The sequence below is a fragment of the Dokdonella sp. genome (assembly GCF_019634845.1).
GTDB lineage: Bacteria > Pseudomonadota > Gammaproteobacteria > Xanthomonadales > Rhodanobacteraceae > Dokdonella_A.
Genome location: NZ_JAHCAQ010000007.1, coordinates 133,503 through 157,718 on the forward strand (window position 1 = coordinate 133,503; position 24,216 = coordinate 157,718).

The 24,216-nt window shown below is 69.5% G+C and carries 24 protein-coding genes; 13 read left to right on the top strand and 11 right to left on the bottom strand.

What is annotated here, in order from left to right; genetic code table 11:
• Positions 1-184: 184 nt before the first annotated feature.
• Positions 185-457, bottom strand: a complete 273-nt coding sequence (locus KF903_RS07040) for a hypothetical protein (protein ID WP_291212976.1) — start codon at positions 455-457, stop codon at positions 185-187.
• Between the two features lie 100 nt (positions 458-557).
• Between KF903_RS07040 and KF903_RS07045 the strand changes: the two genes are divergently transcribed.
• Positions 558-1,136 carry a TIGR00730 family Rossman fold protein gene (locus tag KF903_RS07045; protein WP_291212978.1) on the top strand — a complete coding sequence of 193 codons (579 nt, stop codon included), beginning with the start codon at positions 558-560 and terminating at the stop codon, positions 1,134-1,136.
• A 27-nt stretch (positions 1,137-1,163) separates the two neighbouring features.
• Here KF903_RS07045 and KF903_RS07050 read toward each other — a convergent pair whose 3' ends face one another.
• Both KF903_RS07050 and KF903_RS07055 read right to left on the bottom strand, forming a co-directional pair.
• Positions 1,164-1,595, bottom strand: coding sequence for a TfoX/Sxy family protein (locus KF903_RS07050; protein WP_291212981.1), 432 nt, complete (start codon positions 1,593-1,595; stop codon positions 1,164-1,166).
• Positions 1,596-1,604: 9 nt separating this feature from the next.
• Positions 1,605-2,111, bottom strand: coding sequence for a GAF domain-containing protein (locus tag KF903_RS07055; RefSeq protein ID WP_291212984.1), 507 nt, complete (start codon positions 2,109-2,111; stop codon positions 1,605-1,607).
• Positions 2,112-2,211: 100 nt separating this feature from the next.
• Between KF903_RS07055 and bioD the strand changes: the two genes are divergently transcribed.
• Genes bioD through KF903_RS07070 form a run of 3 tightly spaced genes read left to right on the top strand, consistent with a single transcriptional unit; the run spans position 2,212 to position 4,590 of the window.
• A complete protein-coding gene (bioD, locus tag KF903_RS07060) occupies positions 2,212-2,865 on the top strand; it encodes a dethiobiotin synthase (protein WP_345777747.1) in 654 nt (217 codons plus the stop codon).
• A complete protein-coding gene (locus KF903_RS07065) occupies positions 2,855-4,210 on the top strand; it encodes a hypothetical protein (RefSeq protein WP_291212989.1) in 1,356 nt (451 codons plus the stop codon). Before bioD ends, KF903_RS07065 begins: the two co-directional genes overlap by 11 nt.
• A gap of 32 nt (positions 4,211-4,242) precedes the next feature.
• On the top strand, positions 4,243-4,590 hold the full coding sequence (locus KF903_RS07070) for a hypothetical protein (protein WP_291212992.1): 348 nt from the start codon (positions 4,243-4,245) through the stop codon (positions 4,588-4,590).
• 31 nt (positions 4,591-4,621) lie between these two features.
• Here the strand turns inward: KF903_RS07070 and KF903_RS07075 are convergent, their stop codons facing one another.
• Entirely contained in the window at positions 4,622-5,986 is a 1,365-nt protein-coding gene (locus KF903_RS07075) for a glutamate--cysteine ligase (RefSeq protein WP_291212995.1), read from the bottom strand.
• Between the two features lie 189 nt (positions 5,987-6,175).
• Complete coding sequence (gene yihA / locus KF903_RS07080; RefSeq protein ID WP_291212998.1) at positions 6,176-6,787, bottom strand: ribosome biogenesis GTP-binding protein YihA/YsxC; 612 nt, start codon at positions 6,785-6,787, stop codon at positions 6,176-6,178.
• A 135-nt stretch (positions 6,788-6,922) separates the two neighbouring features.
• Here yihA and KF903_RS07085 point away from each other — a divergent pair, with 135 nt between their 5' ends.
• The 4 genes from KF903_RS07085 to KF903_RS07100 all read left to right on the top strand — a co-directional run bounded on the left by KF903_RS07085 (position 6,923) and on the right by KF903_RS07100 (position 9,970).
• Positions 6,923-7,594 (top strand): c-type cytochrome, encoded by a 672-nt coding sequence (locus KF903_RS07085; protein WP_291213001.1) that lies wholly within the window; start codon positions 6,923-6,925, stop codon positions 7,592-7,594.
• A gap of 99 nt (positions 7,595-7,693) precedes the next feature.
• Positions 7,694-8,398, top strand: coding sequence for a thiol:disulfide interchange protein DsbA/DsbL (locus tag KF903_RS07090; RefSeq protein WP_291213004.1), 705 nt, complete (start codon positions 7,694-7,696; stop codon positions 8,396-8,398).
• Between the two features lie 41 nt (positions 8,399-8,439).
• Positions 8,440-9,123 (top strand): thiol:disulfide interchange protein DsbA/DsbL, encoded by a 684-nt coding sequence (locus KF903_RS07095; RefSeq protein ID WP_291213007.1) that lies wholly within the window; start codon positions 8,440-8,442, stop codon positions 9,121-9,123.
• Positions 9,124-9,175: 52 nt separating this feature from the next.
• Complete coding sequence (locus KF903_RS07100; RefSeq protein ID WP_291213010.1) at positions 9,176-9,970, top strand: endonuclease/exonuclease/phosphatase family protein; 795 nt, start codon at positions 9,176-9,178, stop codon at positions 9,968-9,970.
• Between the two features lie 93 nt (positions 9,971-10,063).
• On the opposite strand, the gene KF903_RS07105 is transcribed toward KF903_RS07100, so the two are convergent.
• Entirely contained in the window at positions 10,064-12,973 is a 2,910-nt protein-coding gene (locus tag KF903_RS07105) for a TonB-dependent receptor (protein ID WP_291213013.1), read from the bottom strand.
• 199 nt (positions 12,974-13,172) lie between these two features.
• Between KF903_RS07105 and KF903_RS07110 the strand changes: the two genes are divergently transcribed.
• Genes KF903_RS07110 through KF903_RS07120 form a run of 3 tightly spaced genes read left to right on the top strand, consistent with a single transcriptional unit; the run spans position 13,173 to position 18,356 of the window.
• The gene (locus tag KF903_RS07110) at positions 13,173-15,263 is read left to right on the top strand and encodes a transglycosylase SLT domain-containing protein (RefSeq protein ID WP_291213016.1); all 2,091 of its coding nucleotides are present in this window, start codon (positions 13,173-13,175) and stop codon (positions 15,261-15,263) included.
• A complete protein-coding gene (locus tag KF903_RS07115) occupies positions 15,260-17,074 on the top strand; it encodes a sodium:proton antiporter (protein ID WP_291213019.1) in 1,815 nt (604 codons plus the stop codon). The genes KF903_RS07110 and KF903_RS07115 overlap by 4 nt, the downstream gene beginning before the upstream one ends.
• Before the next feature lie 46 nt (positions 17,075-17,120).
• Complete coding sequence (locus tag KF903_RS07120) at positions 17,121-18,356, top strand: multifunctional CCA addition/repair protein (RefSeq protein ID WP_291213022.1); 1,236 nt, start codon at positions 17,121-17,123, stop codon at positions 18,354-18,356.
• A gap of 31 nt (positions 18,357-18,387) precedes the next feature.
• On the opposite strand, the gene KF903_RS07125 is transcribed toward KF903_RS07120, so the two are convergent.
• Positions 18,388-19,563, bottom strand: coding sequence for an SAM-dependent methyltransferase (locus KF903_RS07125; protein WP_291213025.1), 1,176 nt, complete (start codon positions 19,561-19,563; stop codon positions 18,388-18,390).
• A 78-nt stretch (positions 19,564-19,641) separates the two neighbouring features.
• Here KF903_RS07125 and KF903_RS07130 point away from each other — a divergent pair, with 78 nt between their 5' ends.
• A complete protein-coding gene (locus KF903_RS07130; RefSeq protein WP_291213028.1) occupies positions 19,642-20,388 on the top strand; it encodes a pteridine reductase in 747 nt (248 codons plus the stop codon).
• Here the strand turns inward: KF903_RS07130 and KF903_RS07135 are convergent, their stop codons facing one another.
• Entirely contained in the window at positions 20,389-20,799 is a 411-nt protein-coding gene (locus tag KF903_RS07135; RefSeq protein ID WP_291213031.1) for a 2-amino-4-hydroxy-6-hydroxymethyldihydropteridine diphosphokinase, read from the bottom strand.
• Positions 20,799-21,158, bottom strand: a complete 360-nt coding sequence (locus KF903_RS07140; protein WP_291213033.1) for a dihydroneopterin aldolase — start codon at positions 21,156-21,158, stop codon at positions 20,799-20,801. Before KF903_RS07140 ends, KF903_RS07135 begins: the two co-directional genes overlap by 1 nt.
• A gap of 133 nt (positions 21,159-21,291) precedes the next feature.
• On the opposite strand from KF903_RS07140, the gene KF903_RS07145 reads away from it, so the two are divergent.
• Positions 21,292-22,254, top strand: a complete 963-nt coding sequence (locus KF903_RS07145) for an alpha/beta hydrolase (RefSeq protein WP_291213035.1) — start codon at positions 21,292-21,294, stop codon at positions 22,252-22,254.
• Here the strand turns inward: KF903_RS07145 and KF903_RS07150 are convergent.
• Positions 22,179-23,021 (bottom strand): DUF6159 family protein, encoded by an 843-nt coding sequence (locus KF903_RS07150; protein ID WP_291213037.1) that lies wholly within the window; start codon positions 23,019-23,021, stop codon positions 22,179-22,181. The genes KF903_RS07145 and KF903_RS07150 overlap by 76 nt on opposite strands.
• Positions 23,022-23,111: 90 nt before the next feature.
• Entirely contained in the window at positions 23,112-24,176 is a 1,065-nt protein-coding gene (gene tsaD, locus KF903_RS07155; RefSeq protein ID WP_291213039.1) for a tRNA (adenosine(37)-N6)-threonylcarbamoyltransferase complex transferase subunit TsaD, read from the bottom strand.
• Between the last annotated feature and the right edge of the window lie 40 nt (positions 24,177-24,216).

The following is a 24,216-nucleotide window of genomic DNA, read 5'->3' on the forward strand; positions in this document are numbered from 1 at the left end:
CCCTCGTTCGAGGTCGGCGTCGGGCAGCGCGCACAGGATTTCCGCGTCATTGTCCGATTCGGACAATACCGACTGCGGATCGAAGGCATCGCGGCGCCACCACGCGGGCGCAGCAAGGCAACGCCGCCCGCAGTGCCCGTTCGCGCAACGACGCGAGCGGGCGCCCCGGCGCGCTACGGGAATATCACCAGCGCGGCACGCCGGCATCCGCCGGCAGCTTGCCCTCGCGGTAGAGCCTCTGCAGGCGCTCGGTCAGGGCGTCGAGCACGAGCTGGGTCTCGACGCCATTGACCTCGATCGCACGCGCGATCTGCTGCGCGCTGAGCGGGCGCGTCACGTGTTCACCGGCGGCCTGGGCGAGCGTGACCGCCAGCTCGGCGAGCTGGGTGGTGTAGATACGGATCTGGATCGCTTCCTCGAAGAACTCACGCTTGAGCAGGAATTGCTGGTCGGTCATCTGCGTCTCCCGGTCACGACACGGCTGGCGGCCAGTCTACGCGCGCGCCGGCCATGGTTCGTGCTGGCGTGCAGCAAGCGCGCTCCGGCACAATGCGCCAATGCGAGTCTGTGTCTATTGCGCCTCGAGCGCGCTGGTCGATCCGGCTTACCTGGCCGCCGCGCGCGAGCTTGGCGCGACGCTTGCGCGCGAACAGTGCACGGTCGTCTACGGCGGTGGCGGCACCGGCCTCATGGGCGCGCTGGCCGACGGCGCGCTCGCCGCAGGCGGCGAGGTCATCGGCATCATCCCGCGCTTCATGGTCGAAGTGGAATGGCAGCATCCGGGCGTGGGCGACATGCAGGTCGTCGAGGACATGCGCGAGCGCAAGCATCGCCTGCTGACGGGCTCGGATGCGGTGGTCGCGCTGCCGGGTGGTTGCGGCACGCTCGAAGAGCTGTCCGAGGCGCTCACGCTCAAGCGCCTGGCGCTGTATGCCAAGCCGATCCTGCTGCTCGACATCAACGGATTCTACGCACCGCTCGAGCGCTTCCTCGAACAGATGATCGAACAGCGCTTCATGAACATCGAGCATCGCGGCCTGTGGACACGCGTGACACGCGTGGCCGATGTGCTGCCGACGATCCGGGCCACACCCGACTGGGATGCCAACGCGCGCGCCTACGCGGCGGCGCGCTGACGCGGTCGCGGCGCGGCGATCGCGCCGTCAATCGAAGCGGCTGAGGCTGCGCTCGTCACCGCCCGCGCCATCCTCGGCGCGATCGGGGTCATCGAACAGGCTCGCGGCCTGCGCCGCATCGCCGCTGCCATCGTCGCCAGCGCTGGGCGCGCCGTCGCTGGCCGCCTTCTGGCGTTCCCAGCGCGAGCGGATCGGATTGGCCGACTCGGCTGCCTCGAGCGCGGCGACGAGCTCCTTGCGCTGCGCCTCGGGCACATCGTTCCAATGGCAGTCGGCCAGCGCACCGGCCATCGAGTAGAGCAGGTTGAGGCTGGGCCGGAAGCCGGCGCGCTTGACCTTGAGGAAGGCCTCGACCACGCCGACGCGGGCGAGGTCGTCGGTGGTGCGCACGCCGACCTGGCGCAGCCAGGCGGCGGACTTCGGTCCGACGTTGCGAATCTTGTTGTCGTTGCCAGCCATGGGGATTCCTCAGGCCGCAGCCGCAGCCGGTTCGAGCGACGCGACGAATGCCGCGCACAAGCGCTCCATGCCGCGCCGATCGGCGGCGTCGAAGCGGGCCAGCTCGGGGCTGTCCACGTCCCACACGCCGAGCAGCACGCCGCGCGCGTCGATGAGCGGCACCACGAGCTCGGAACGCGAGGCACCGTCGCAGGCGATGTGGCCGGCGAATGCGTTGACATCGTCGACGAGCTGGGTCTGCCGCGTCTGCGCCGCGGTGCCGCACACGCCTTTGCCGAGCGCGATGCGAACGCAGGCCGGCTTGCCCTGGAATGGACCGACCACGAGTTCGCGGCCGTCGAAGAAATAGAACCCGCACCAGTTGATCGCCGGCAGCGCATGCCAGACCAGGGCGGCGAAATTGGCCGCGTTGGCGACGCGATCGCGCTCGCCGTGCAGCAGTGCACACGCCTGCTGCGCGAGCTCGGCATAGAACTCGTCCTTGCTGGCAGCCTCGATGTGGGTGGCAGCGAACATGCGGCACCGGAAGCGGGAAACGCCGTATTGTATCGCCTCATGTCGACCTGCGGCCCATGCGCCACGGCGCGCCGACACTCCCCCCAACGGAACGACGACCTTGCACGGAATTTTCGTCACCGGCACCGACACCGGCAGCGGCAAGACCTTCGCCAGTTGCGCACTGCTGCGCGCCTGGCGCGCGCAAGGCCTGCGCGCCAGCGGCATGAAGCCCGTGGCCAGCGGCAGCGTGACCACCCCGCAGGGCCTGCGCAACGAAGACGCGCTGGCCCTGCTCGCCGCCAGCGACCCCGCGCCGGCCTACGCCGACTGCAATCCGTTCGCCTACGAGCCGCCGATCGCGCCGCACGTGGCGGCAGCGCTCGCCGATCGCCCGGTCGCGCTCGACGTCATCATCGCCGCCCACGCCCGCATCGCCGCGCACTGCACGCGCAGCGTGGTCGAAGGCGTCGGCGGCTGGCTCGCGCCGTTGTCGGACACGCTCATGCAGGCCGACCTCGTGCATGCGCTCGACCTGCGCGTCGTGCTCGTGGTCGGCGTCAGGCTCGGCTGCATCAACCACGCCCTGCTCAGCGCACGCGCGATCCGCGCCGATGGCTGCAGGCTGGTCGGCTGGATCGCCAATCGCATCGATCCGCACATGGCCGAGGCCGACGCCAGCATCGCCGCGATCGGCAGCCGCATCGAAGCGCCGCTGCTGGCCACGCTGGCCTGGCACGAGGCTGCGCCGCGATTCACGCTCGATGGCTGCTGACGCGCCCGCGCCGCCGCTGGCGCGCTGGCCGTGGTGGCTGGCACTGGCCGGCGTCGCGCTCGATCTCGTTGCGTTCTGGCCCGGACTGCTCTCGTTCGACTCCGCGCAGGCCTGGTGGCAGGCACGGCACCAGGCCGCCACGGGCATCACGCCGCTGCCGTTCGTGTTGCTGTGGCAAGCCGCCGATCGGCTCGGCGCCGGCCCGGGCGCCCTGTTCGTGCTGCAACTGACGCTGTTCTGGAGCGGTCTGGCGCTGCTGGCGCAGGCCCTGCAATGGCCGGCCCGGCGTGGCGCTCCGCTCCTGCTCGCCATTGCCCTGCTGCCGGTGCCGTGGCTGCTGCGCGGCCATGTGTGGACCGATGTCATCGTGCTCGCCGCGGCATGCTGCGCGCTCGGCCTGCTGGCACGGGCACAGCGGTCGACACGACCCTGGCCATGGCCATGGCTGCTTCTGGCCCTGCCTTGTCTGGCCTGCGCCGGCCTGCTGCGCCACAACGCCTTGCCGGCAATGCTGCCGCTGGCATGGTGGTGGAGCACGCTGGCCCGACCTGCGCGCGGCACCGTGCGTGGCGCCTGTCTGGCGCGGGCGGCGCTGGCCTGCGCACTGCTGCTGGCGATCTTCGGGTTGGGCCGGCTGCTGCAGGACGGCATCCGCGAGCGCGTGCCGGTGTGGCCATCGCTCGCCCAGTTCGACCTGGCCGGGATGTCGGTGCGCAGTGGCCAGATGCTGCTGCCCGCGTTCATGGTCGGCCCCGGCCTCGAGGTGGGCGAACTCGCGCACGCGTTCCGACCATGGAGCAATCTCACGCTGTTCGACACGCGCCACGGCGTGCGCTCGCCGTTCGAACCGCCGCTGTCGCCGCTCGAACTGGCCACGCTGCGGCGCGCCTGGCTCGATGCGATCGCGACGCACCCGGCCGCATGGCTCGGCCACCGCTGGCAGGTGACGCGCGCGCTGCTCGGCACGCATGCGGCCGACTGGCCAGCCGAACTGATCTACGTGCAGGCATCGGTCGACTATCGTGACAATCCACCGATCGCCACCCACCAGGGCGCCCTGCATGCGCGGCTGATGCAGCTCGCGGCGCTGCTGCGGGCGACGCCGCTGCTCGCGGCGTGGCCCTGCCTGCTGGCCGGACTGCTCGCGGCACTGCCGGCATGGCGCCGGCGCACCACGCTGGCCGGCCGCGTCGCGCTGACCGCACTCGCCAGCGCCGCCTTGCTGGCGCTGCCATTGGGCGTGCTCGCGCCGGCTGCCGAACTGCGCTATCTGGGCTGGCCATGCGTGGCCAGCCTCATCGCGCTCGCCGCGGTGCTTGCCACGCCGAGGCAAGGGGCGCGCTGATACACTGCGGCCATGATCATCAGGAAGGCATCATGAGCGCGCAGAGATTCTTGTTCATCATCGACGACCTCTCCAACGCACGCGGCGACTCGAAGGATCTGTCGTTCGATGGCGTCTCGCCCGACGGCTTCGCGCAGGCGTTGCAGCAGGCGCTGCGTGAACCGGGCCTGTGGCTGCGCTGGAAGGCGCTGCAACCCGATCCCGACGGGGTCGATCCGGCGCTCGGCGCCAGTGACCCGCAGGCGCGCGTGATCGCGCAGCAATCGGATGTGCATGTGAGCGTCGAGGTGCAGACGACGCTGCCGCATGCGGTGATCCAGCATCGCATGACGCTGCTGATCGGCAAGCACTGGGAGCTGCGCAGCGTCAGCGCGCTGTGATGCGCGCCGCGCAGCGGCGCCGCGTGGCGCGTCAGTAGGCGAACTCGCCGAACACGCGATCGATGTCGCCCTGCCACGGCCCGTGGTAGAGCTCGAGCTTGCGCTGGGCCGGGGTCTGGTTGGCTTCGACGATGTGGTTGAGCGTGTCGAGGAAGATGCGCTCGTCGGCGCCGCCGGGGTTGTGGCGCGCGCGCCGCGCCAGACCGTGCGCGCTGATCGCGAGTACCTCGCGCGCAAGCTCACGCACGGTGGCGCCGCGAAACGGCAGCGCCAAGGCATGCCGCGGCACACCGTCACGCAGCGCGTGGCGCTGCTCGCGCGTGAAGTCCTTGACCAGGTCCCAGGCCGCAGCGAGCGCGTCCTCGTCGTAGAGCAGGCCGACCCACAGCGCCGGCAGCGCGCACAGTCGGTTCCACGGTCCGCCGTCGGCGCCACGCATCTCGAGAAACTTCTTGAGCCGTACCTCGGGAAACGCCGTGGTCATGTGGTCGGCCCAGTCGTGCAGCGTCGCTTTCGCGCCCGGCAGCTCGGCCAGCTCGCCGGCCAGGAACTTGCGGAACGACTTGCCGGCAAGGTCGATGTATTCGCCGCCGCGATAGCTGAAGTACATCGGCACGTCGAGCAGGTAGTCGACGTAGCGCTCGTAGCCGAACCCAGCCTCGAACACGAAATCGAGCATGCCGGTGCGATCGGGGTCGGTGTCGGTCCAGATGTGCGAACGGTAGCTCTGGAAACCGTTGGGCTTGCCGTGGGTGAACGGTGAATCGGCGAACAGCGCGGTGGCGACCGGTTGCAGGGCAAGCGCGACGCGGAACTTCTTCACCATGTCGGCTTCGTTGGCGAAGTCGAGGTTGACCTGCACGGTGCAGGTGCGCGTCATCATGTCCAGGCCGAGCGAACCGACCTTGGGCATGTAGTCGCGCATGATGCGGTAGCGGCCCTTGGGCATCCACGGCATGTCCTCGCGGCGCCACTTGGGCTGGAAGCCCATGCCGAGGAAACCGAGTCCGAGCGCGTCGGCAATGGTCTTGACCTCGCGCAGGTGACTGCTGACCTCGCAGCAGGTGTCGTGCACGGTTTCCAGTTGCGCGCCCGACAATTCGAGCTGGCCGGCCGGTTCGAGCGTGACCGACGCACCGTCGCGCGACAGCGCGATCAACTTGCCGTGTTCCTCGATGCGCTGCCAACCGAACCGCGTGAGGCCTTCGAGCAGGGCGCCGATGCCGCGCTCACCGTCCCATCCGGGCGGGCGCAGATCGTCGAGGCGAAAGCCGAACTTCTCGTGTTCGGTGCCGATGCGCCAAAGTGCCGCAGGCTTTTCGCCGGCGGCGATGTAGTCCACGAGCTGCTGCCGATCGCGGATCGGCTCGTCCTTGACCTGACTCAATCCGGACATCGGTGCTTCCTCGCGGCAAACGGGGACGAATTATGGGGGCGCCCGCAGCGAACCGAAGGGCGCTGCGGGCCGGCGACGCCAACGGCGGCTGCCGCTGTGCCCGCGCACGTCGGCGGCGCTTGCGGGAGTAACCCAATGGATCAGTGACTTGCGCGTCCAGGCGGCGGCGCGGCAAGCCGCGCCGGCCACTCAGGCCGTGGCCACCCCGAGCCAACCGGCCAGCAGCGTGCGCACTTCGGCCAGCCCGGTGCCGGCCTGGGCCGAGAACAGCTGCACGCTCGCCCCCGGCGCGAATTGCGCCAACTCCTTGCGCACGGCCTGCAGCGTGCGCGCGGCCTCGCCGCGCGAGAGCTTGTCGGCCTTGGTGAGCAGGCAATGACAGGCCCGCCCGCTGGCGGCCGCGAACTCGAGCATCTGGCGGTCGAACTCCTTGAGCGGATGGCGCGCGTCCATGACCAGCACCAGCCCGCACAGCGAGCCGCGCGTGCGCAGGTAGGCATCGATCACCCCGCGCCAGTGCGCGCGCATCGCCTCGGGTACCTTGGCGTATCCGTAGCCGGGCAGGTCGATGAGCCGCAGCTGGCCCTCGCCGAGCACGAACACGTTGAGCAACTGGGTCCGCCCCGGCGTGCGCGAGGTGCGCGCCAGCCCGTGCTGGTCGCAGATCGCGTTGAGCGCGCTCGATTTGCCGGCGTTGGAGCGGCCGGCAAAGGCCACTTCGACGCCCGCGTCAGCAGGCAGCTGGTCGAGCCGGTTGGCGCTGGTCGCGAATCGCGCCTGGCGAAATGGGTTGGCTGGCATGGAACACCGTCGGACTGGAAGGAACGGTGGTTTGACCACCCTTGGACTGGCGCGGATAATCCACACGTCATGCGGCGGTGCCAACGCACCGCGACGTCCGGAACCCCGGGACCCCTCGCCTTGCGGAGCCAGTGTATGAGTTTTCGGCGCACGTTTGTCCCCACCCTGCTGCTCGGCACCTGCTGCGCCGGCTTCGCCATGGCCCAGGACGGCGCCGCGCCGCATCCTGGCGATGCCACGGCGGGCGAGGCCAAGGCCGCGGTCTGCGTGGCCTGCCACGGCATGGATGGCAACTCGACCGACCAGCAGTATCCCAAGCTCGCGGGCCAGAACGAGGCCTACATCGCGCGCCAGCTCGAGCTGTTCAAGACCACCAAGCGCAACAATCCGATCATGCTCGGCTTTGCCTCGATGCTGACGCCACAGGAAGCCCACGACGTGGGCGCCTTCTTCGCCAGCAAGAACGTCACCGCCGGCGTCACCGACGAACAGGCTCTGGCCCGCGGCCAGGCCTTGTACCGCGGCGGCGACGCAGCGCTCGGCGTGCCGGCCTGCATGGCCTGCCACGGCCCCGATGGCCATGGCGTGGCCGGCGCCGGCTTCCCGCAACTGGCCGGCCAGTGGGCCAGCTATGTCGATGCCAAGCTCACCGAATGGAAGAGCGGCACCACGTGGGGCAACGACACCAACGCCCAGATCATGCCGGCGATCGCCCAGCGCCTGTCGGCCGCCGATATCGCCGCCGTATCGTCCTACGTCGAAGGCCTGCACACGGCGGCCGCGGGAACCAACACCGCGCAGAAGTAGTCTGAGCGCGGCCATGACGCAGCCGCCCACGGGCGGCTTGCTTCCAGCGCAGCCGCCGCGTGCGGCTGCACCCTCCCTTGCCACCCGGAGTCTGCGTCGATGTCCACTCGACCGATGTTCACCCGCGCTGCCATCGTCCTGTTCGGCTGGCTGGCCGCGTTCACGCTCGGCCATGCCCAGGCGCCCGCCAGCGAAACCTTCACCGAAGGCAAGAACTATTTCCTGATCGAGCCGGCGCAGCCGGGCACGGTCGATGGCAAGGTCGAGGTGGTGGAGATCTTTTCCTACGCCTGCCCGGCCTGCAACGCGTTCCAGCCGACGATCAAGAAGCTGCGTGCCGCGCTGCCCGCCAATGCCGTCATGACCTACCTGCCCGCCTCGTTCCGCCCCGACGAGGACTGGCCCGTGTTCCAGCGCGCCTACTACGCGGCGCAGGCACTGGGCATCGCCGACAAGGTGCACGACGCGCTGTTCGACGCGGTATGGAAGGACGATGGCACGCTGCGCATCACCGATGCCAAGACCCACCAGCCGCTCAAGCCGATGCCGTCGATCGAGGACGTCGCCAAGTTCTTCGCCGGCCATGGCGTCAGCGTCGACGACGCGATCGGCACCGCCAATTCATTCGCGGTCAACGCCAAGATGAAGCGCGCCGATGCGCTGCTCAAGGCCTATGGCGTGGATTCGACGCCGACCCTCGTCGTTGCCGGCAAGTACCGCGTGACCGCGCGGTCGGCGGGCGACCTCGACAAGCTGGTGCCGCTGGTCAACTATCTCGTCGCCAAGGAAAGCGCCGGCCATTGAGGCAGCGCCAGGCTCCACTTCCGCCCCACGAGGATCGCCTCATGTTCAAGCGCATCGGTTTCTTGTTTGCCGCACTGCTGGCGGCCGGCTCGGCCGTGGCCGCCGACGCGCCAGCCGTGGCGACGGCAGCGCCCGACTGGAAGGAAGGCACCCACTACTTCGCCATCGATCCGCCGCAGCCGGTGGCCAGTGGCGACAAGGTCGAAGTGCTCGAAGTGTTCTCGTATGCCTGCCCGCATTGCGCGCATTTCCAGCCCTATGCCGAGCAGCTCAAGCAATCGCTGCCGTCCTACGCCGCCTTCGACTACATGCCGGCCATCTTCAACGCGAGCTGGGAACCCTACGCGCGCGCCTACTACACGGCGCAGTCGATGGGGGTGCTGGCCAAGACGCACCAGGCACTTTTCGATGCCCTGCACCGTGACCACATCCCGATGCGCACGATCGAGGACCTGGCCGGGTTCTACGCGCAGCACGGAGTGGATCGCGCCAAGTTCCTCGCCACGGCCGCCTCGTTCGAGGTGGAAAGCAAGCTCGCGCGCGCCTTCGACATCGTCAAGAACGACGGCATCGACGGCACGCCTTCGATCGTCGTCAACGGCAAGTACCGCATCACGGGTGCCTCGGCCGGCGGCTATCCGCAGATGATCGAACTCACCGACTGGCTGGTGAAGAAGGAACACGACGCCAAGGCCAAGCCGGCCAAGTCCGCCGCCGCCAAGTGATTCGCGCCGTGGGGCCGCCGCTTGGCGGCACCCGCGGCGCCGGCTCCCGCGCATGACCTCCGCCCCGGCCAGCCCCCATGACGATGAGCCGCGGGCCAACGCGCTGAACCTGCTCAGTTGCAACATCCTCGCCGGCGGCAGCGTCAAGGGTTACCGCGACTACGTGACCGGCAGCTGGAAGCAGGTGCTGCCACACGGCAAGCGCGCCAACCTCGACGGGCTGGCCCGCCTGCTGGGTGACTTCGACCTCGTTGCGCTGCAGGAAGCCGACGCCGGCAGCCTGCGCTCGGGCTTCCTCAACCAGACCCAATATCTGGCCGAAAGCGCGCATTTCCCATACTGGACCCATCAGCCCAATCGGCGCGTGGCCAGGCTCGCGACGTCGAGCAATGGTCTGCTGGCGCGCCTGGAGCCGAGCGAGGTGCTCGATTACCCGCTGCCCGGACGCATTCCCGGCCGCGGCGCGCTGTGGGTGCGCTTTGGCGCCGCCACCGATGGCCTGGTCGTGGTGGTCGCCCACCTGTCGCTCGGCGCACAAGCGCGTGCGCGCCAGCTCGGCTTCCTCGCCGAACTGCTCGAAGGACAGGCTAATGCAGTGCTGATGGGCGACCTCAACACGCCCGCGCACAGCAAGGAACTCGAGGCGCTGTACCGGCGCACCACGCTCACGCCACCGACCGATCCACCGCCGACCTTCCCGAGCTGGAAACCCAAGCGCGCGATCGACCACATCCTCACCTCGGCGCCGATCGAGGTCGAGCGGCGCTGGGCCCTGCCCCACCTGGGTTCCGATCACCTGCCGATCGCCGCCCGCATCCGCCTGCCGGACGCGCCGTCCGGCAACTGATGGCGCCTGTCGCGCACGGCCAGCCGGCGCCGGGTCCCGCAAGTGAAAAGGCCGCCCGAGGGCGGCCTTTTCATCGTGCCTGACGGCGATGGATCAGAACTTGTACGAGGCCTGCACGTAGGCGAAGCGGCCCGGCAGATCGTAGGTTCCGGCATCGTAGCCATTGAGCGTGCACGAGAAGCACACCGGCGGCTGCTTGTTGAACAGGTTGTTGATGCCGGCTTCCAGCGACAGATTCCTCACGCCGATCGCGTTGGCCCAGCCCACCTGCACGTCGTGGTAGTAGACGTCGCCCAGGCTGTGCACCTTGGACGCGCTCTCGCAACCGGGGATATTCGGCCCGGTCACGGCGGCGGCGCTGCAGTATTCCTTCACGCTGTGCAGGTAACGCACGTTCCAGTTGACGCTCCAGTCATCACGCGACCAGCCCAGCTGCGTGTTCACCTGCCACTTCGGGATCGAGCCGTTGTCGGTTTCGATGCCGACCGCACGGTTGGACACCGAGCCGTACGCATCGACCTCCTTGTATTCGTGCACCCAGGTGGCCTGCAGCGATGCGCGCAGGTGGCCGAAGCTGAACTCGTCACTGGTCCAGTTGATCTTGACGTCCATGCCATCGGTACGGATCGTGCCGAGGTTGGTCAGCTTGTTGTCGGGCGGATTGAGATTGCCGCCAGGCTGGCGCGTGAAGGCCGAGCACAGCGTCGGGTCGACGCCGCCCGAACGCACGCAGTCATCGAGCAGGGCCTGGATGTCGCGGGCGCCGATCGCATCGCTGATCTTGTGGTGGTAATAGGTCAGCGCGAAGTCGAGCTTCTGGGTGCCGGCCAGACCTTCGGCCCAGCTCGGGCTGTACACGGTGCCGACCTGCCAACTGCGCGACTTCTCGGGCTTGAGGTTGGGGTTGCCACCCGTGATCGTGGTGATCTGCGTATTGGCCTGCTCGAATGTCGGCGACACGCCCTGCGCGAGACAGCCAGCGACGTATTCGGGACCGGCCGGGCCGGGCGAGCCGGTCGTGCCGCAGGGATCGGTCAGCGACGCACCGAACTGGGTCAGGCCATGCAGCTCGCCGATCGTCGGCGCGCGGAAGCCGGTCGAATACGAACCGCGGAACAGCCAGTCTGCGCTCGGCTGCCAGCGGAAGCCGACTTTGCCGGTGGTCTCGCCACCGAAGGTCGAGTAATCCGAATAGCGGCCGGCGGCACTGAGGTCGAGCGAGTCGAGCACCGGGATGTTGAACTCACCGTAGAACTCGCTGACGTGATACGCCGCGGCCACCGCAGCCGCCTGCGAATCCTGCGAATCACCGCTCTGGCGCAGCGGATCGGGATCGAACGAACCGAAGTAGCGGCGGTATTCCACGCCGGCGGCAAATGCCACCGCGCGCGAGTCGATGATGTTGAACAGGTCGCCCGACACGTTGAACGAAGCCAGGTCGAGCTTCTGCTTGCTGCGATCGACCTGGGTGGCGCGGATCCAATCGATCATCTGCGCAGTCATCGGTCGCGCCTGGCCGCCGAACAGGTCGACCGGCACGCAGTTGGGCACTGCCGCGCAGACTGCCGGATCGCCCAGCCCCAGGGCCAGGTGCGACAGGTTGAAGCCGTTGTAGAAGGTCTGGTCGGCTTTGTTCTCCGAATGCACGACGTTGGCATTCCAGCTCAGGCCGCGACCCAGATTCCATTCGCCGTCCAGGCCGGCATTGACGTACCAGGTGTCGACCGCCTGGTTGAAGATGCGCGGACCGACTTCGATCGGGCGCTTGGTGATCCAGCCCAGGTTGCTCGATGGATCGAGGTCGATGCCGAACGGGTTGTACGGGTTGGCATGCGAGATGAAGATCGTGTCGGCAATGCCACCGGTGCCGGCATAGGGGCCGACGAAGATCGGCTCGGGCGCGGCCTGGTTGGCCGAGGTGCGGTTGTTATACAGCGCACGCAGGTGCAACTGGGTGGTGTCGCTGAACTTGTAGGTGACGTTGGCGTAGATCGCCTTGCGCTCGTTGGGCGTGAGCAGCAGGTTGAACGGCGCGAAATTGAAACGGTCGGCGCGGCTGAAGTCGTGATAGGTGCCGCTGGACGGATCGGCCGGATCCCACACCGGCACGGTTGTGCCGCCATTGAGCGTCACGTCGTACCAGTTTTCCTGGCCCGGGTCGCAGCCGCCGTAGCTCGTGATCGGCCGCGCCGGATCGCAGAACGTGAAGCGGCCCTGCGGGATGCCCGAACTGCCGGCCGCCAGGCCCGCATACGGCTCCGGCACCGCCGATGCCCACCATTTGCCCGAGCTGATGCGATCCTGCTTGAAATAACTCGCATTCATCACCGCGCTGAAGTTCTCGCCGCTGCCACCGATGGTCAGCGAGCCCTGCTTGGTGTCACCGCCGTAGCCGGAGTAGCGACCGAAGTAACCGCTCACCTCGGCGCCATCGAAGGTCTTGCGCGTGATGATGTTGATCACGCCGGCGATCGCGTCCGAGCCGTAGATGGCCGAAGCGCCGTCCTCGAGGATCTCGATGCGGTCGATGATCGACACCGGGATCGTGTTGAGGTCGGCCGAGCCGCCCACACCCGACGCCGAAGATTCATTGACCCAACGGATGCCGTCGACGAGGACCAGCACGCGCTTGGAGCCGAGGTTGCGCAGGTCGACCTGGGCCGAACCCGCGCCGATGCCACCGCCGTCGGAGGGAAAACCGAAGTTGCCCGACGAATTGAACTTGGCGTTGAGCGCCTTGCCGCTGGCCGTGAGCTGCTGGAGGATGTCGCCCACGGTCTGCAGGCCCGTGCGCTCGATCATCTTGCGATCGATCGTGAGAACCGGCGATTGCGTCTCGATTTCAGTCTGCTTGATGCGCGAGCCGGTGACCTCGATCGACTGCAGCTGCTGTGGCTGGTCACCACGGCTGTCTTGCGCGAGCGTCGGCACCGCATACAAGGCGAGCAGGACGGCGCCTGCCAGCGCATGGAGTGCTACGTGAACATGACCTCGTGAACGCATGGGAATCTCCGATTCAGTGCCTAGGAATACCGCGGTCGCACATGCGCCCGGGCATCGTGCCCGGCCCCCAGCGCAGGCATCGGGAAAATGTAAATGAAATGTTTGCAATTTGTACAGTGAAAGTTGCGTCGCGCCGGCCCCGGCCCCGCATCGGCGTCCGCAGTACACTGGCGGCGCAGGTCGATGAGGATGAAGTTGCATGCCGATGATTCACGTTGCGCGCCACTGGATATGGTGCGTCGCGTCATTGTTCGCCGCCGCGGGCTGCTGCGCGGCAGCCGACCTCGACGCCCAGCGCGAAGCGTTCCGCGCCGCGCTGGCGGCCGCGACCCAGCCGCCGACTGACGCCTCGCGGCGCTGGGCCGCCCTGCTGCAGCACGATCACTATCCGTTGTATCCCTATGTCGAACTCGCGGCGCTGCGCGGCAACCTCAAGTCGCGCACACACGCCGAGATCGACGCCTTCCTCGACCGCTTCCCCGACACGCTGCCGGCCAGCGACCTGCGCAAGGTCTGGCTGCGCGAACTGGCGCGGCGCGGCGACTGGAAGACCTTCACTGCGCTCTACGTCGCCAGCAGCGATGCCGATCTGCAATGCGACGCGCTGCGCGCGCGCATCGACGCGGGCAGCAAGCTCGACTACGCGCGTGACCTGGAGCGCCTGTGGACCAGTCCGCGCGAACTGCCCGCGGCCTGCGATGCGGTCCTGATCCAGGCGCAAGCGCAGGGCGCGCTCGATGCACCGCACATCTGGCAGCGCCTCGACGCTGGCGCCGAGGCCGGCAACGTCGCGATCGTGACCGGCGCCGCCGCGCTGCTGCGCGGCAGCGCGCGCAGCGAGGCCGAGCGTATCGCCAGCGCGCTGCGCGACCCGGCGGCGGCGCTGGCCAAGGCCAAGTCCTGGGCCGACAGTCCGCGCACGCGCGATGCCGTTGCCTGGGGCCTGGCGCGCTACGCGCGCAGCAACAGCGCGGCGGCGGAAACGCTGTGGACGGATCTGCAGGGACGCTTCAAGTGGGATGCGCCGCAGCGCGAGCGCATCCTCAACGCGCTGGCGCTGTATCGCGCCACCAGCTATTCACCCGATGCACTTGCGCGACTCAAGGCACTGCCCGACACGGCCGAGAGCGACGCCACGCGCGAATGGCACGTGCGCATGGCGCTGGCCGCCGCCGACCTGCCCGAGACGCTGGCCGCGCTCGAGCGCATGAGTCCGCAACAGCAGGCCGACGCGCGCTGGCGCTACCTGCGTGCGCGCGTGCTCGCCCGTCTCGGCCGCGATGCCGAAGCGCGGCCGATCCTCGTCGAGGTCGCGCGCGAGGCGAATTTCCACGGCTTCCTCGCCGCCGACTGGCTCGACCAGCCCTACAGCATCTGCGCCGACACGCTCGCGATCGGTCGCGACGACGAGACGCGGCTGGCGCAGCAACCCGACCTGGCGCGCGCGTTCGAGTTCCGCGCACTGGGCATGCTGCGCGAGGCGCGGCGCGAGTGGAGTTTTGCGATGGGCAAGTTCGACGATCGCGAGCGGCGGCTGGCGGCGGACTATGCCTACCGGCAAGGCTGGTATGACCGCGCGGTGTTCGCGTTCTCGGCCGACCCGCAGACCCAGCGCCTGTACGAACAGCGCTTTCCGCTCGGCATGGCCGACACCATGCACCGCGCGGCCAACGCCGCCGGCATCGACCCGAGCTGGGCCTACGGCATCCTGCGCGCCGAAAGCGCCTGGATGAGCGATGCGCGCTCCAGCGCCAATGCCTACGGTCTCATGCAACTGCTGCCCAGCGTCGGCAAACAGGTTGCCAAATCGCTCAAGCTGCAGCTCGGCAGTCCCAGCGACCTGTTCGATCCGGTGCTCAACGTCAAGCTCGGCACGCACTACCTGGCGCAAATGGCCGACGCCTTCCAGGGCAGTCCGTGGCTGGCCAGCGCGGCCTACAACGCCGGCCAGGGCGCCGTGATGCGCTGGATCGCCGCACGCGGCGATCTCGACCCCGACTTCTTCATCGAAACGATTCCCTACCGGGAAACGCGCGAATACGTTGCGCGCGTCATGGCCTTCAGCGTGATCTACGACTGGCGCATCAATGGCAACGCGCTCACGCTGTCCTCGCGCATGCCGAGGATCGGCCAGTCCTACACGCTGCCGACCGCCGCCACGCCGCGCAAGGCAGTGGCCTGCGCCAAGGTCGAACCCGCTGCGCCAGCGCAGGCCGCCGCCACGCCGACCGCTGCTGCGGCCGGTGGCGCCGACAGCCGCGGGCCGACCGGCGACGGCCACGCCGGATGAACCTCTCGCTCGCGCTGCAGGTCGCGCTGCTGGTCGCCCTCGGCTTCGGTGCGCAGTGGCTGGCCTGGCGCGTGCGCCTGCCGGCAATCCTGTTCCTGCTGCTGAGCGGCCTCGCACTCGGCCCGGGCCTGCACTGGCTCGATCCCAACGCATTGCTCGGCGATCTGCTGTTTCCGTTCGTGTCGCTGAGCGTGGCGATCATCCTGTTCGAAGGTTCGCTCACGCTGCGTCTGGACGAACTGGCCGGCGTCGGCGGTACCGTGCTGCGGCTGGTCAGCGTCGGCGCCGCGATCACGATGGCGGCGCTGGCGATCGCCGCCCACGAGATCGCGGGCCTGCGCTGGGATCTCGCGTTGCTGTTCGGCGCGCTGACCTGCGTGACCGGACCGACCGTGATCGTGCCGATGTTGCGCAGCGTGCGACCCAACGAACGCATCGCCCGCGTGCTGCGTTGGGAAGGCATCATCATCGATCCGCTCGGCGCCTTGCTCGCCGTCCTCGTCTACGAGGCCATCGTGTCGCGCCACGAGAGCGGCCGGCCGCTCATCGTGTTCCTGGAGACGGTCGTCGTTGGCGGCGGGCTCGGCGCGCTCGGTGCCTTCGCGCTCGCCTTCCTGCTGCGCCGCCAGTGGCTGCCCGAATACCTGCAGACCTATGCCGCGCTGGCGCTGGTCCTGCTCACGTTCGCCGGTGCGAACGACATCGCGCACGAATCCGGATTGCTCGCCGTGACCGTGATGGGCATCGTGCTGGCCAACCTGCGCGACCTTGCCATCGAGGACATCCTGTCGTTCAAGGAACACCTCAGCACATTGCTGATCAGCGCGCTGTTCATACTGCTTGCGGCGCGACTGGCATGGCCGCTGCCCGCCGGAACACTGCTCGCCGGCATCGCCCTGCTGCTCGTGGCGCAGTTCGTCGCGCGGCCGCTCGCCGTGCTCGCCAGCAGCGTCGGTGGCGGCCTGTCCTGGCGTGAGCGCCTGCTCGTCGGCTGGATTGCGCCACGCGGCATCGTCGCCGCCGCCGTGTCGGCGCTGTTCGCGTTGCGGCTGGAACAACAGGGCGATGCGAGCGCGCAGCTGCTGGTACCACTGGTGTTCGCGCTGATCATCGGCACCGTGGTCGTGCAGGGCGCGACCGCGGCCCCGCTGGCGCGTTGGCTCGGCGTGAAGGCGCCCGACCCACGCGGCGTGCTCATCGTCGGCGCCCACCGCGTGGCACGCACGATCGCGCAGGCGCTCGCCGCGCAGGACGTTCCGGTGCTGATTGCCGATGACAACTGGTCGGACATCCAGCTCGCCCGCATGCAGAACCTGCGCACCTGGTATGGCGACCCGCTCAGCGCGCACGCCGAGCGCAGCCTGGCCCTCGACGGCCTCGGCCGCCTGTTCGCGATGTCGGCGCGGCGCGAACACAACAGCCTCGCCTGCGTGCGTTTCCGGCCCGATTTCGGCCGCCATCGCGTGTACCGGCTGCGCATCGTCGGCGCCTCGCAAGATGGCGGGCGACGCCGCGAACATGCCGACGCGATCCGCGCCGCAGCCCTGTTCGGCAATGACATCACGCTCGATGACATCGCGCGCCGCCTCGACGCTGGCTGGCGCATCAAGAGCACGCGTCTGTCGGACAGCTTCGGCGTCGACGATTTCTTCGCCACCCATGGCAGCGACGCGCTGGCGCTGTTTTCGCTCGACGAGCAGGGCCGCCTGCACGTGGTCAGCGAAGCGCGCGCGCTCGAGGCGAAGCCGGGCTGGTCGCTCACCGCGCTGGTTGCGCCGCGCGACGATGCGCCTGCCGCCGCGACGTCCTGAGCGACGATCGCTGGCACAATGCCGCATCGGCAGCAATGAGCCAGCCATGCGCATCTACCTCGTCGGCGGCGCCGTCCGCGATCAACTGCTGGGCCGCGCGGTAGCCGATCGCGACTACGTGGTGGTCGGCGCCACGCCGCAGCAGATGCTCGCGCGCGGCTTCCGCGCGGTCGGCAAGGATTTCCCGGTGTTCCTGCATCCGCAGACGCAGGAGGAGTACGCGCTGGCGCGCACCGAACGCAAGACCGGCCACGGCTACCACGGTTTCGCGTTTCACGCCGAACCGACGGTGACGCTGGAACAGGATCTCGCGCGACGCGACCTCACGATCAATGCGATGGCGCGCAGCGACGATGGCACGCTGGTCGATCCCTTCGGCGGCGCACGCGATCTCGAGGCACGCCTGCTGCGCCACGTGTCGCCGGCGTTCGCCGAAGACCCGGTGCGCGTGCTGCGCGTGGCGCGCTTCGCCGCGCGCTACGCCACGCTCGGGTTCCGCATCGCAGCGCCAACGCTGGCGCTCATGCGCGCGATGGTCGAGGCCGGCGAGGTCGACCATCTCGTGGCCGAGCGCGTGTGGCAGGAGACGCGCAAGGCGCTGACCGAGCCGACGCCGGCGGCCTTCGTGCGCGCGCTGCGCGACTGCGGCGCGCTGCGCCGCGTGCTGCCCGAGGTCGATGCGCTCTACGGCGTACCGCAACGCGCCGAGTTCCACCCCGAGATCGATACCGGCACGCATGTCGAACTCGTGCTCGACATGGCCGCCGAACTCGCGCCGGGCGACGACATCGTGGCGTTCTGCGCGCTGACCCACGACCTCGGCAAGGCGCTCACGCCGGCCGCCGAACTGCCGCGCCACGTCATGCACGAGCAACGCGGCCTCGCGCCACTGCGCGCTCTGTGCGCGCGCCTCAAGGTGCCGGCCGAGCATGCGGCGCTGGCGGCACTCGTCTGCCGTCACCACCTCGAGGCGCACCGCGCGTTCGAGCTGCGCCCGGCGACCGTGCTCAAACTCATCGAACAGCTCGATGCGCTGCGCCGCCCCGAACGGTTGACGCGCTTCCTGCTGGCCTGCGAGGCCGACCAGCGCGGTCGCCACGGCCACGCGCAGGATCGCTACGCGCAGGCGGCCTGGCTGCGTGCCGCGCACGCGGCGGCGTCGGGCGTGGACGCCGCGCCGATGTTGGCGCAGGGCCTGACCGGCCAGGCCATCGGCGTGGCGCTGCGCGCTGCGCGCGAACGCGCCATCGCGGCGCTCGACAAGGGCGCGTTCGCGCGCTGATACGGCGCCCGCGCCGCGCGCATGCCGCCCGTCACAGGCGGCGCGAGCGGTCGAACGCGCGCAGCGACGGCAGCGGATCGGCCAGGCCGCGTGCGAAGGCCATCGCCTGGAAGCGCTCGCCCATTTCGCCGGGCAAGGTCAGGCGCTTGACCTCGGCCACGCGACGCAGATGCTCGAGTGGGTCGTCGCCGGCTTCCGCCACCAGGTCGAGCAGGCCGCTGCCGAGCAGGAACTGCCCCTGCGGTGCGTAGCCGACCAGATCGAACCCAGCGCCGACGCCCGCTTCGGCCAGTGCCGTGAAGTCGACGAAGGCGGTGATGTCGGTGAGCCCGGGCCAGTGCAGCGGATCGGCGTGGGCATGGTGGCGGTAATGGCACACCAGCGTGCCGTCGCTGCGTTCGGGCAGGTAGAACTCGCGCCGCGGATAGCCATAGTCGACGAACAGCGCCAGGCCGCGCGCGAGCGGCGCCGCCACCGCCTGCAACCAATACGGCAGCTGCGGCAGGATTTCCGAGCGATAGCCGTCGGGCAGCGCCGTCCCCAGTTCGCGTTCGACATGACGCACCGCGCCTGCCACCAGCGCATCGGCGGGACGGTCGACGCGGCGGAGTCCGTCGCCGGCAAGGTCGATGTGCTCCTCGTACACCTCACCGGCGTGGATCGCAAAGCGCGTGCTCGGCAATGCGTCGATCACTTCGTTGGCAAACAGCACGCCCTGCCATGTCTCCTGCGGCGGCCGGTCGAGCCAGTGCACGCGCGCGGCAATCTCGGCGGGCAACTCGCGCGCGATGCGCTCGTGCTGCCGCGCACGCAGGTCGGCGCTCGGTTCCAGCAGCAGGTAGCGCCGCGGCAACGCATCGCGGCGCTGCAGCTCGCCCAGCGCCGCGACCGCGAAGGCGCCGCTGCCGCCGCCCAGTTCGAGGAAATCGGCGTCCGCGCCCAGCTCGCGCAGGCTCGCCGCCACCGCGTGTGCGATGCAGCGCGCGTACAGGCTGCCGAGTTCGGGGGCAGTGACGAAGTCGCCAGCGGCGCCGAACTTGGTGCGGCCGGCGCTGTAGTAGCCCAGGCCCGGCGCGTACAGCGCCAGCATCATGTAGCGCGAAAACGGCAGCGGGCCGCTGGCGGCAATCTCGTTGCGGATCAGCGCGGCCAGTTGGCGCGAATGCGCGAGCTCGTCGGCGCCGGGTTCGGGGAGGCGGGTCTGCACGGGTGCGGGGCGGGTTTTTCTGCGACACTCGACCGGGTGCCGTCACACCGAGCATACCTGCGGGGGAGACAAACAGCGATGCGCGATTCGACTTCACGCCCAGCCGCGCTGATCACGGGCGCCGCACGCCGCGTCGGCGCGGTCATCGCCCGCACGCTGCACGCAGCAGGCTACGACCTGGTCCTGCACTGCCGCACGTCGTGGACCGAGCTGGAAGCACTCGTCGCCGAGCTCGAGGCCGCGCGACGCGACAGCACGATCGCGCTGCAGGCCGACCTGGCCGACGTCGACAGCCTGCCGCAACTGGTCGATACCGCGCTGGCCCGCTTCGGGCGCCTCGATGCACTCGTCAACAACGCCTCGCAGTTCCACGCCACGCCGCTCATGGATGCCACGCCGGCGCAGTGGGACGAGTTCCTCGCGGTCAATGCCCGCGCGCCATTGTTCCTCGCTCGCGCCGCCGCACCGGCACTGCGCGAGGCCGGCGGCGCGATCGTCAACATCCTCGACGTGTACGCCGAGCGGCCGCTGCCCAACCACGGGCTGTACGTCATCAGCAAGGCCGCGCTGGCGATGGCGACCAAGGTGCTGGCAATCGAGCTGGGGCCGCAGGTGCGCGTCAACGGCGTCGCGCCCGGCAACGTGCTGTGGTCGACCAACCCGCTCAAGGCCGAGACGCCGGCGATGCTCGAGGAGCGCACGGCCCTGCGCCGCCAGGGTACGCCGCAGGACATCGCCACCGCCGTGCTGTTCCTGCTGCGCGATGCGAGCTATTGCAGCGGCGCGGTGCTGCCGGTCGACGGCGGACGCCTGCTGCATATCTGATCAGGCGTCGCGCGTTGCCTGGATCGCCAGTCCGGCGTGGTGCAGCAGCGCGCGCGTGTGCGCCTGCGCGAACTCGCCCTTGGCCAGCGCGTGGGCATCGGCCAGCCAGGGACCGTCGCTGCGCACGGCGAGCAGATCGATGTCGATGGCGACCTCGCGATCATCGCGACGGCGTCCAAGCCGCTGCTCGATGTCCTTGAGCGAGGTCACCAGCGCATCGCGCCCATCGCTGCGGACCAGCTCGACCAGCGCGTTGAAATAGCGCCGCTGCGGATCGCGGCTGCCCGGGCCGTGCTGCAGCGGTGCCAACAGGCGCACGCTGCCGAGCTCGGCGAGCGCCGCCAGCGCCTGCCGCAGGCGGCCGTCGTCGGCCAGTGTCGAACCCAGCAGCAGCAGCCAGTGCGTCGGCATCAGGCGTAGCTGCGCTGCACGCTCACGCCGACGCGCGCGCAGCCGAGCTTCTGCGCCGCCAGCGGCTTGTCCACGCGCAGCGCGATGGCCCGCGCGCCGAAGCGTTCGCGCAGCAGTCGGCAGGCGTCCTCGGCAAAGACTTCGAGCAGCTCGCCATCCCAGCCGGCGGCCCATTCGCGCAGCGCTTCGCAGATCTGCGCATAGTCGTGGCCGCCATCGAGTGAGCCGGCGCGCGCCACGGCGCCACTGTCGAAGGCCAGTGCGATCGTCAGCAACAGTTGCTGGCGCAGCTCGCGCTCCCAGTCGTAGACGCCAATGACCGCCTCCACGCGCAGCTCGTCGATATGGATCTGGTCCACGCCGTCCCCTCGCTGTCGATGAATGGCGATGATCGCCGTTTTTGCCGGTTGGCGACAGCCGGGCGCGGCCGCGCGATACTGCGCGGCCATGGATCGGCCTGGTGCCCCCTGCCGCTGTCGCGCCTCGGCGCGCATGCTGTTTCTGCCACTCGTGCTGCTGCTTGCCGGCTGCGCCGCGCTGCAGCCGGCGCGATCGCGGCAGGTACGGCTGCACGCCGACATCGAGTTCGACGCGCACCGCGCACTCGCGCTCGACATCTATGCGCCGCGCGACGCGCATGCGGCACCGGTGGTGGTGTTCTTCTACGGCGGCAGTTGGCTTGGCGGCGAGCGCGGCTGGTACCGCTTCGTCGGCCAGGCGCTGGCGGCGCATGGCGTGATCGCGGTGATTCCCGACTACCGCAAGCTGCCGGAGGTGGAACTGCCCGGCTTCATGCGCGACGCCGCGCGCGCGGTCGGCTGGGTGCACGCGCACATCGCAGCCTACGGTGGCGACCCGCAGCGCTTGTACCTCATGGGTCATTCGTCAGGCGGCCACATCGCGGCACTGCTGGCCACCGATCCGCGCTGGCTGGCCGCGCAGGGCCTGCTGCCGAGCGACCTCGCCGGCTGCATCGGCCTGGCCGGCGTGTACGCCTTCCTGCCGGCCGACGTCGGCGACGACGAAATGCTCGGCGCGTTCGGCACCACGCCCGCGCAATGGCGGGCAGCCGAACCGATCGCGTACGTCGTTGGGCAGGAACCACCGATGCTGCTGCTCAGCGGCACCGACGACGACGAAGTCGATCCCGACAACAGCCGCGTGTTCGCTGCCGCACTGCGCGCGCGCGGCGACCGCGTCGAACTGCATCTGTATCCCGAGATCGGCCATTCGCGCATCCTGCTTGCGCTGGCGCGACCGCGCGACGCCCATGCGCCGACGCTGCACGACGTGCTCGCCTTCATCGCGGCCACCGCGCCGCCCGGCGCGAGCTCGCCCGCGATCGGCGCCGCGAAGCTGCCGCTGCGCGTATCGCCCGATCAGGCCTTGCTGCCGAACGCCTGCGCCACCAGGGACGATTCGAAGCCCGGCCCGCCGTCGCCGACCTGCGCGTAGCGGTACACCACGGCCGCGTACACGCCGTTGAGCGCGCTGTGGACCAGGCCCAGCAGCACGAAACCGAGCACCACCACGATGCCCGACAGCAGCCCCAGCGCGACGGACTGGGCGGCAATCGCCAACCACACGAGAAGCGCGGCAAGCAGTGCCCAGCCAACGTAGAACAGCGCGAACGCAAGGCCGAGACCGACCGTGCCGATGAGGTTCTCGCCCCAGGTCTTGCGCAGCAGTTGCGCGCTGCGCTTGACCGCTTCGATCGGGCCGACATCTTCGTGCACGAGTATCGGCACCACAAGGAAGTTGGCGACGGTCCACGCCGTGCCAAGCAGGCCCACCGCGATGCGCCCGAGCCAGCCGACCCGTTCCTCGATCGCGCGCAGGATCACGCCGACCGTGGCGGCGATCGCCGCGTAGCCGAGGATCTGACGCCAGTGCGCGGCGGCGATGCCGAGCGCGGTCGACAGGCTCGGCCGCTGTCCGTCCAGATGCAGGCGGGCAGCGCCGATCAAGGCCGCATTGAAGAAGACGATGACGAAGTACTGCACGAGGTAGAACACGAAGCCGCCGACCATGAACCAGGCTGGCGGCTGACCGTTGTCGAGCGCGGCCAGGCCGCCACCGAGCGCGAACGGCAGCGCGAAGCTGGCGATGACGACGAGACTGGCCAGTGACGACAGCAGAGGCAGCAGCAGCAGGCGCCGGTCGGCCCTGAGGACGGCAGCACTGGCCTTGAGCAAGGTCCAGCTGCGTGCGAAACGACCCATGACGATCCTCCGGTCGGGTTCTGGTGGCACGCACTGTCACAAATCGACCCGACGCTGTCCATCCGCTGCGGCAGCCGCGCGACGTACCGTTTACGCGGCATGCAGCGGCGGCAGTTCCTCCAGCGGCCAGCGCGGCCGCACCTGGATCGCCGCCGGCGCATGCTGGCCGGCGGCGAGGCGCAACGCGCCGGCCAGCGCGATCATCGCGCCGTTGTCGGTACAAAACTCCAGCCGCGGAAACGCAACCCGATAGCCGTGCTGCGCGCCGGCCTGCACGAGCTGCGCACGCAGGCGCTGGTTGGCGCCCACGCCACCGGCCACGACCAGTGTGGCGGCAGCGGTCGCTGCCAGGGCGCGCCGGCATTTGATGACGAGCGTGTCGACGATCGCCTCTTCGAACGCGCGCGCCACGTCGGCCTTGGTCTGCTCGCTGCGGTCGCTGGCCTGCCACGCCAGCAGCACCTGCGTCTTGAGGCCCGAGAAACTGAAGTCGAGCCCGGGCCGGTCGGTCATCGGCCGCGCGAAGCGGAACACGCCCTCGCGCCCGGTTTGCGCCAGCCGGGCCAGCGCCGGGCCGCCCGGATACGGCAGGCCCATGAGCTTGGCGGTCTTGTCGAAGGCCTCGCCGGCGGCATCGTCGAGCGTGTCGCCGAGCAGGCGGTAGCGGCCGATCGCGCTGACCTCGATCAGCATCGAATGACCACCCGACACCAGCAGCGCGACGAATGGCGGCGCCAATGTCGCATCTTCGAGCAGCGGCGCCAGCAGGTGTCCTTCCATGTGGTGGACGCCGATCGCGGGCACGCCGAGCGCCCAGGCCAGCGCACGCGCGGCGGCGGCGCCGACCAGCAGCGCGCCCACCAGGCCGGGGCCGGCCGTGTAGGCCACGCCGGCGAGATCGGTTACGCCGAGCCCTGCGCGGCCCAAGGTCTCGCGCACCAGCGGCATGAGCTTGCGCACGTGGTCGCGCGAGGCGAGCTCGGGCACCACGCCACCGTATTCGGCATGCATGCGGATCTGGCTGTAGAGCGTGTGCGCGAGCAGGCCGCGGGCGGTGTCGTAGACGGCCACGCCGGTCTCGTCGCACGATGTTTCGATGCCGAGTACGGGCCCGCCCGCCACGGCCACCGAGCGTTTTGCAAAAATCGCGTTCATCGCGCTAGAATACACGGCTCACCGCCCGGCCAGGCCGGGT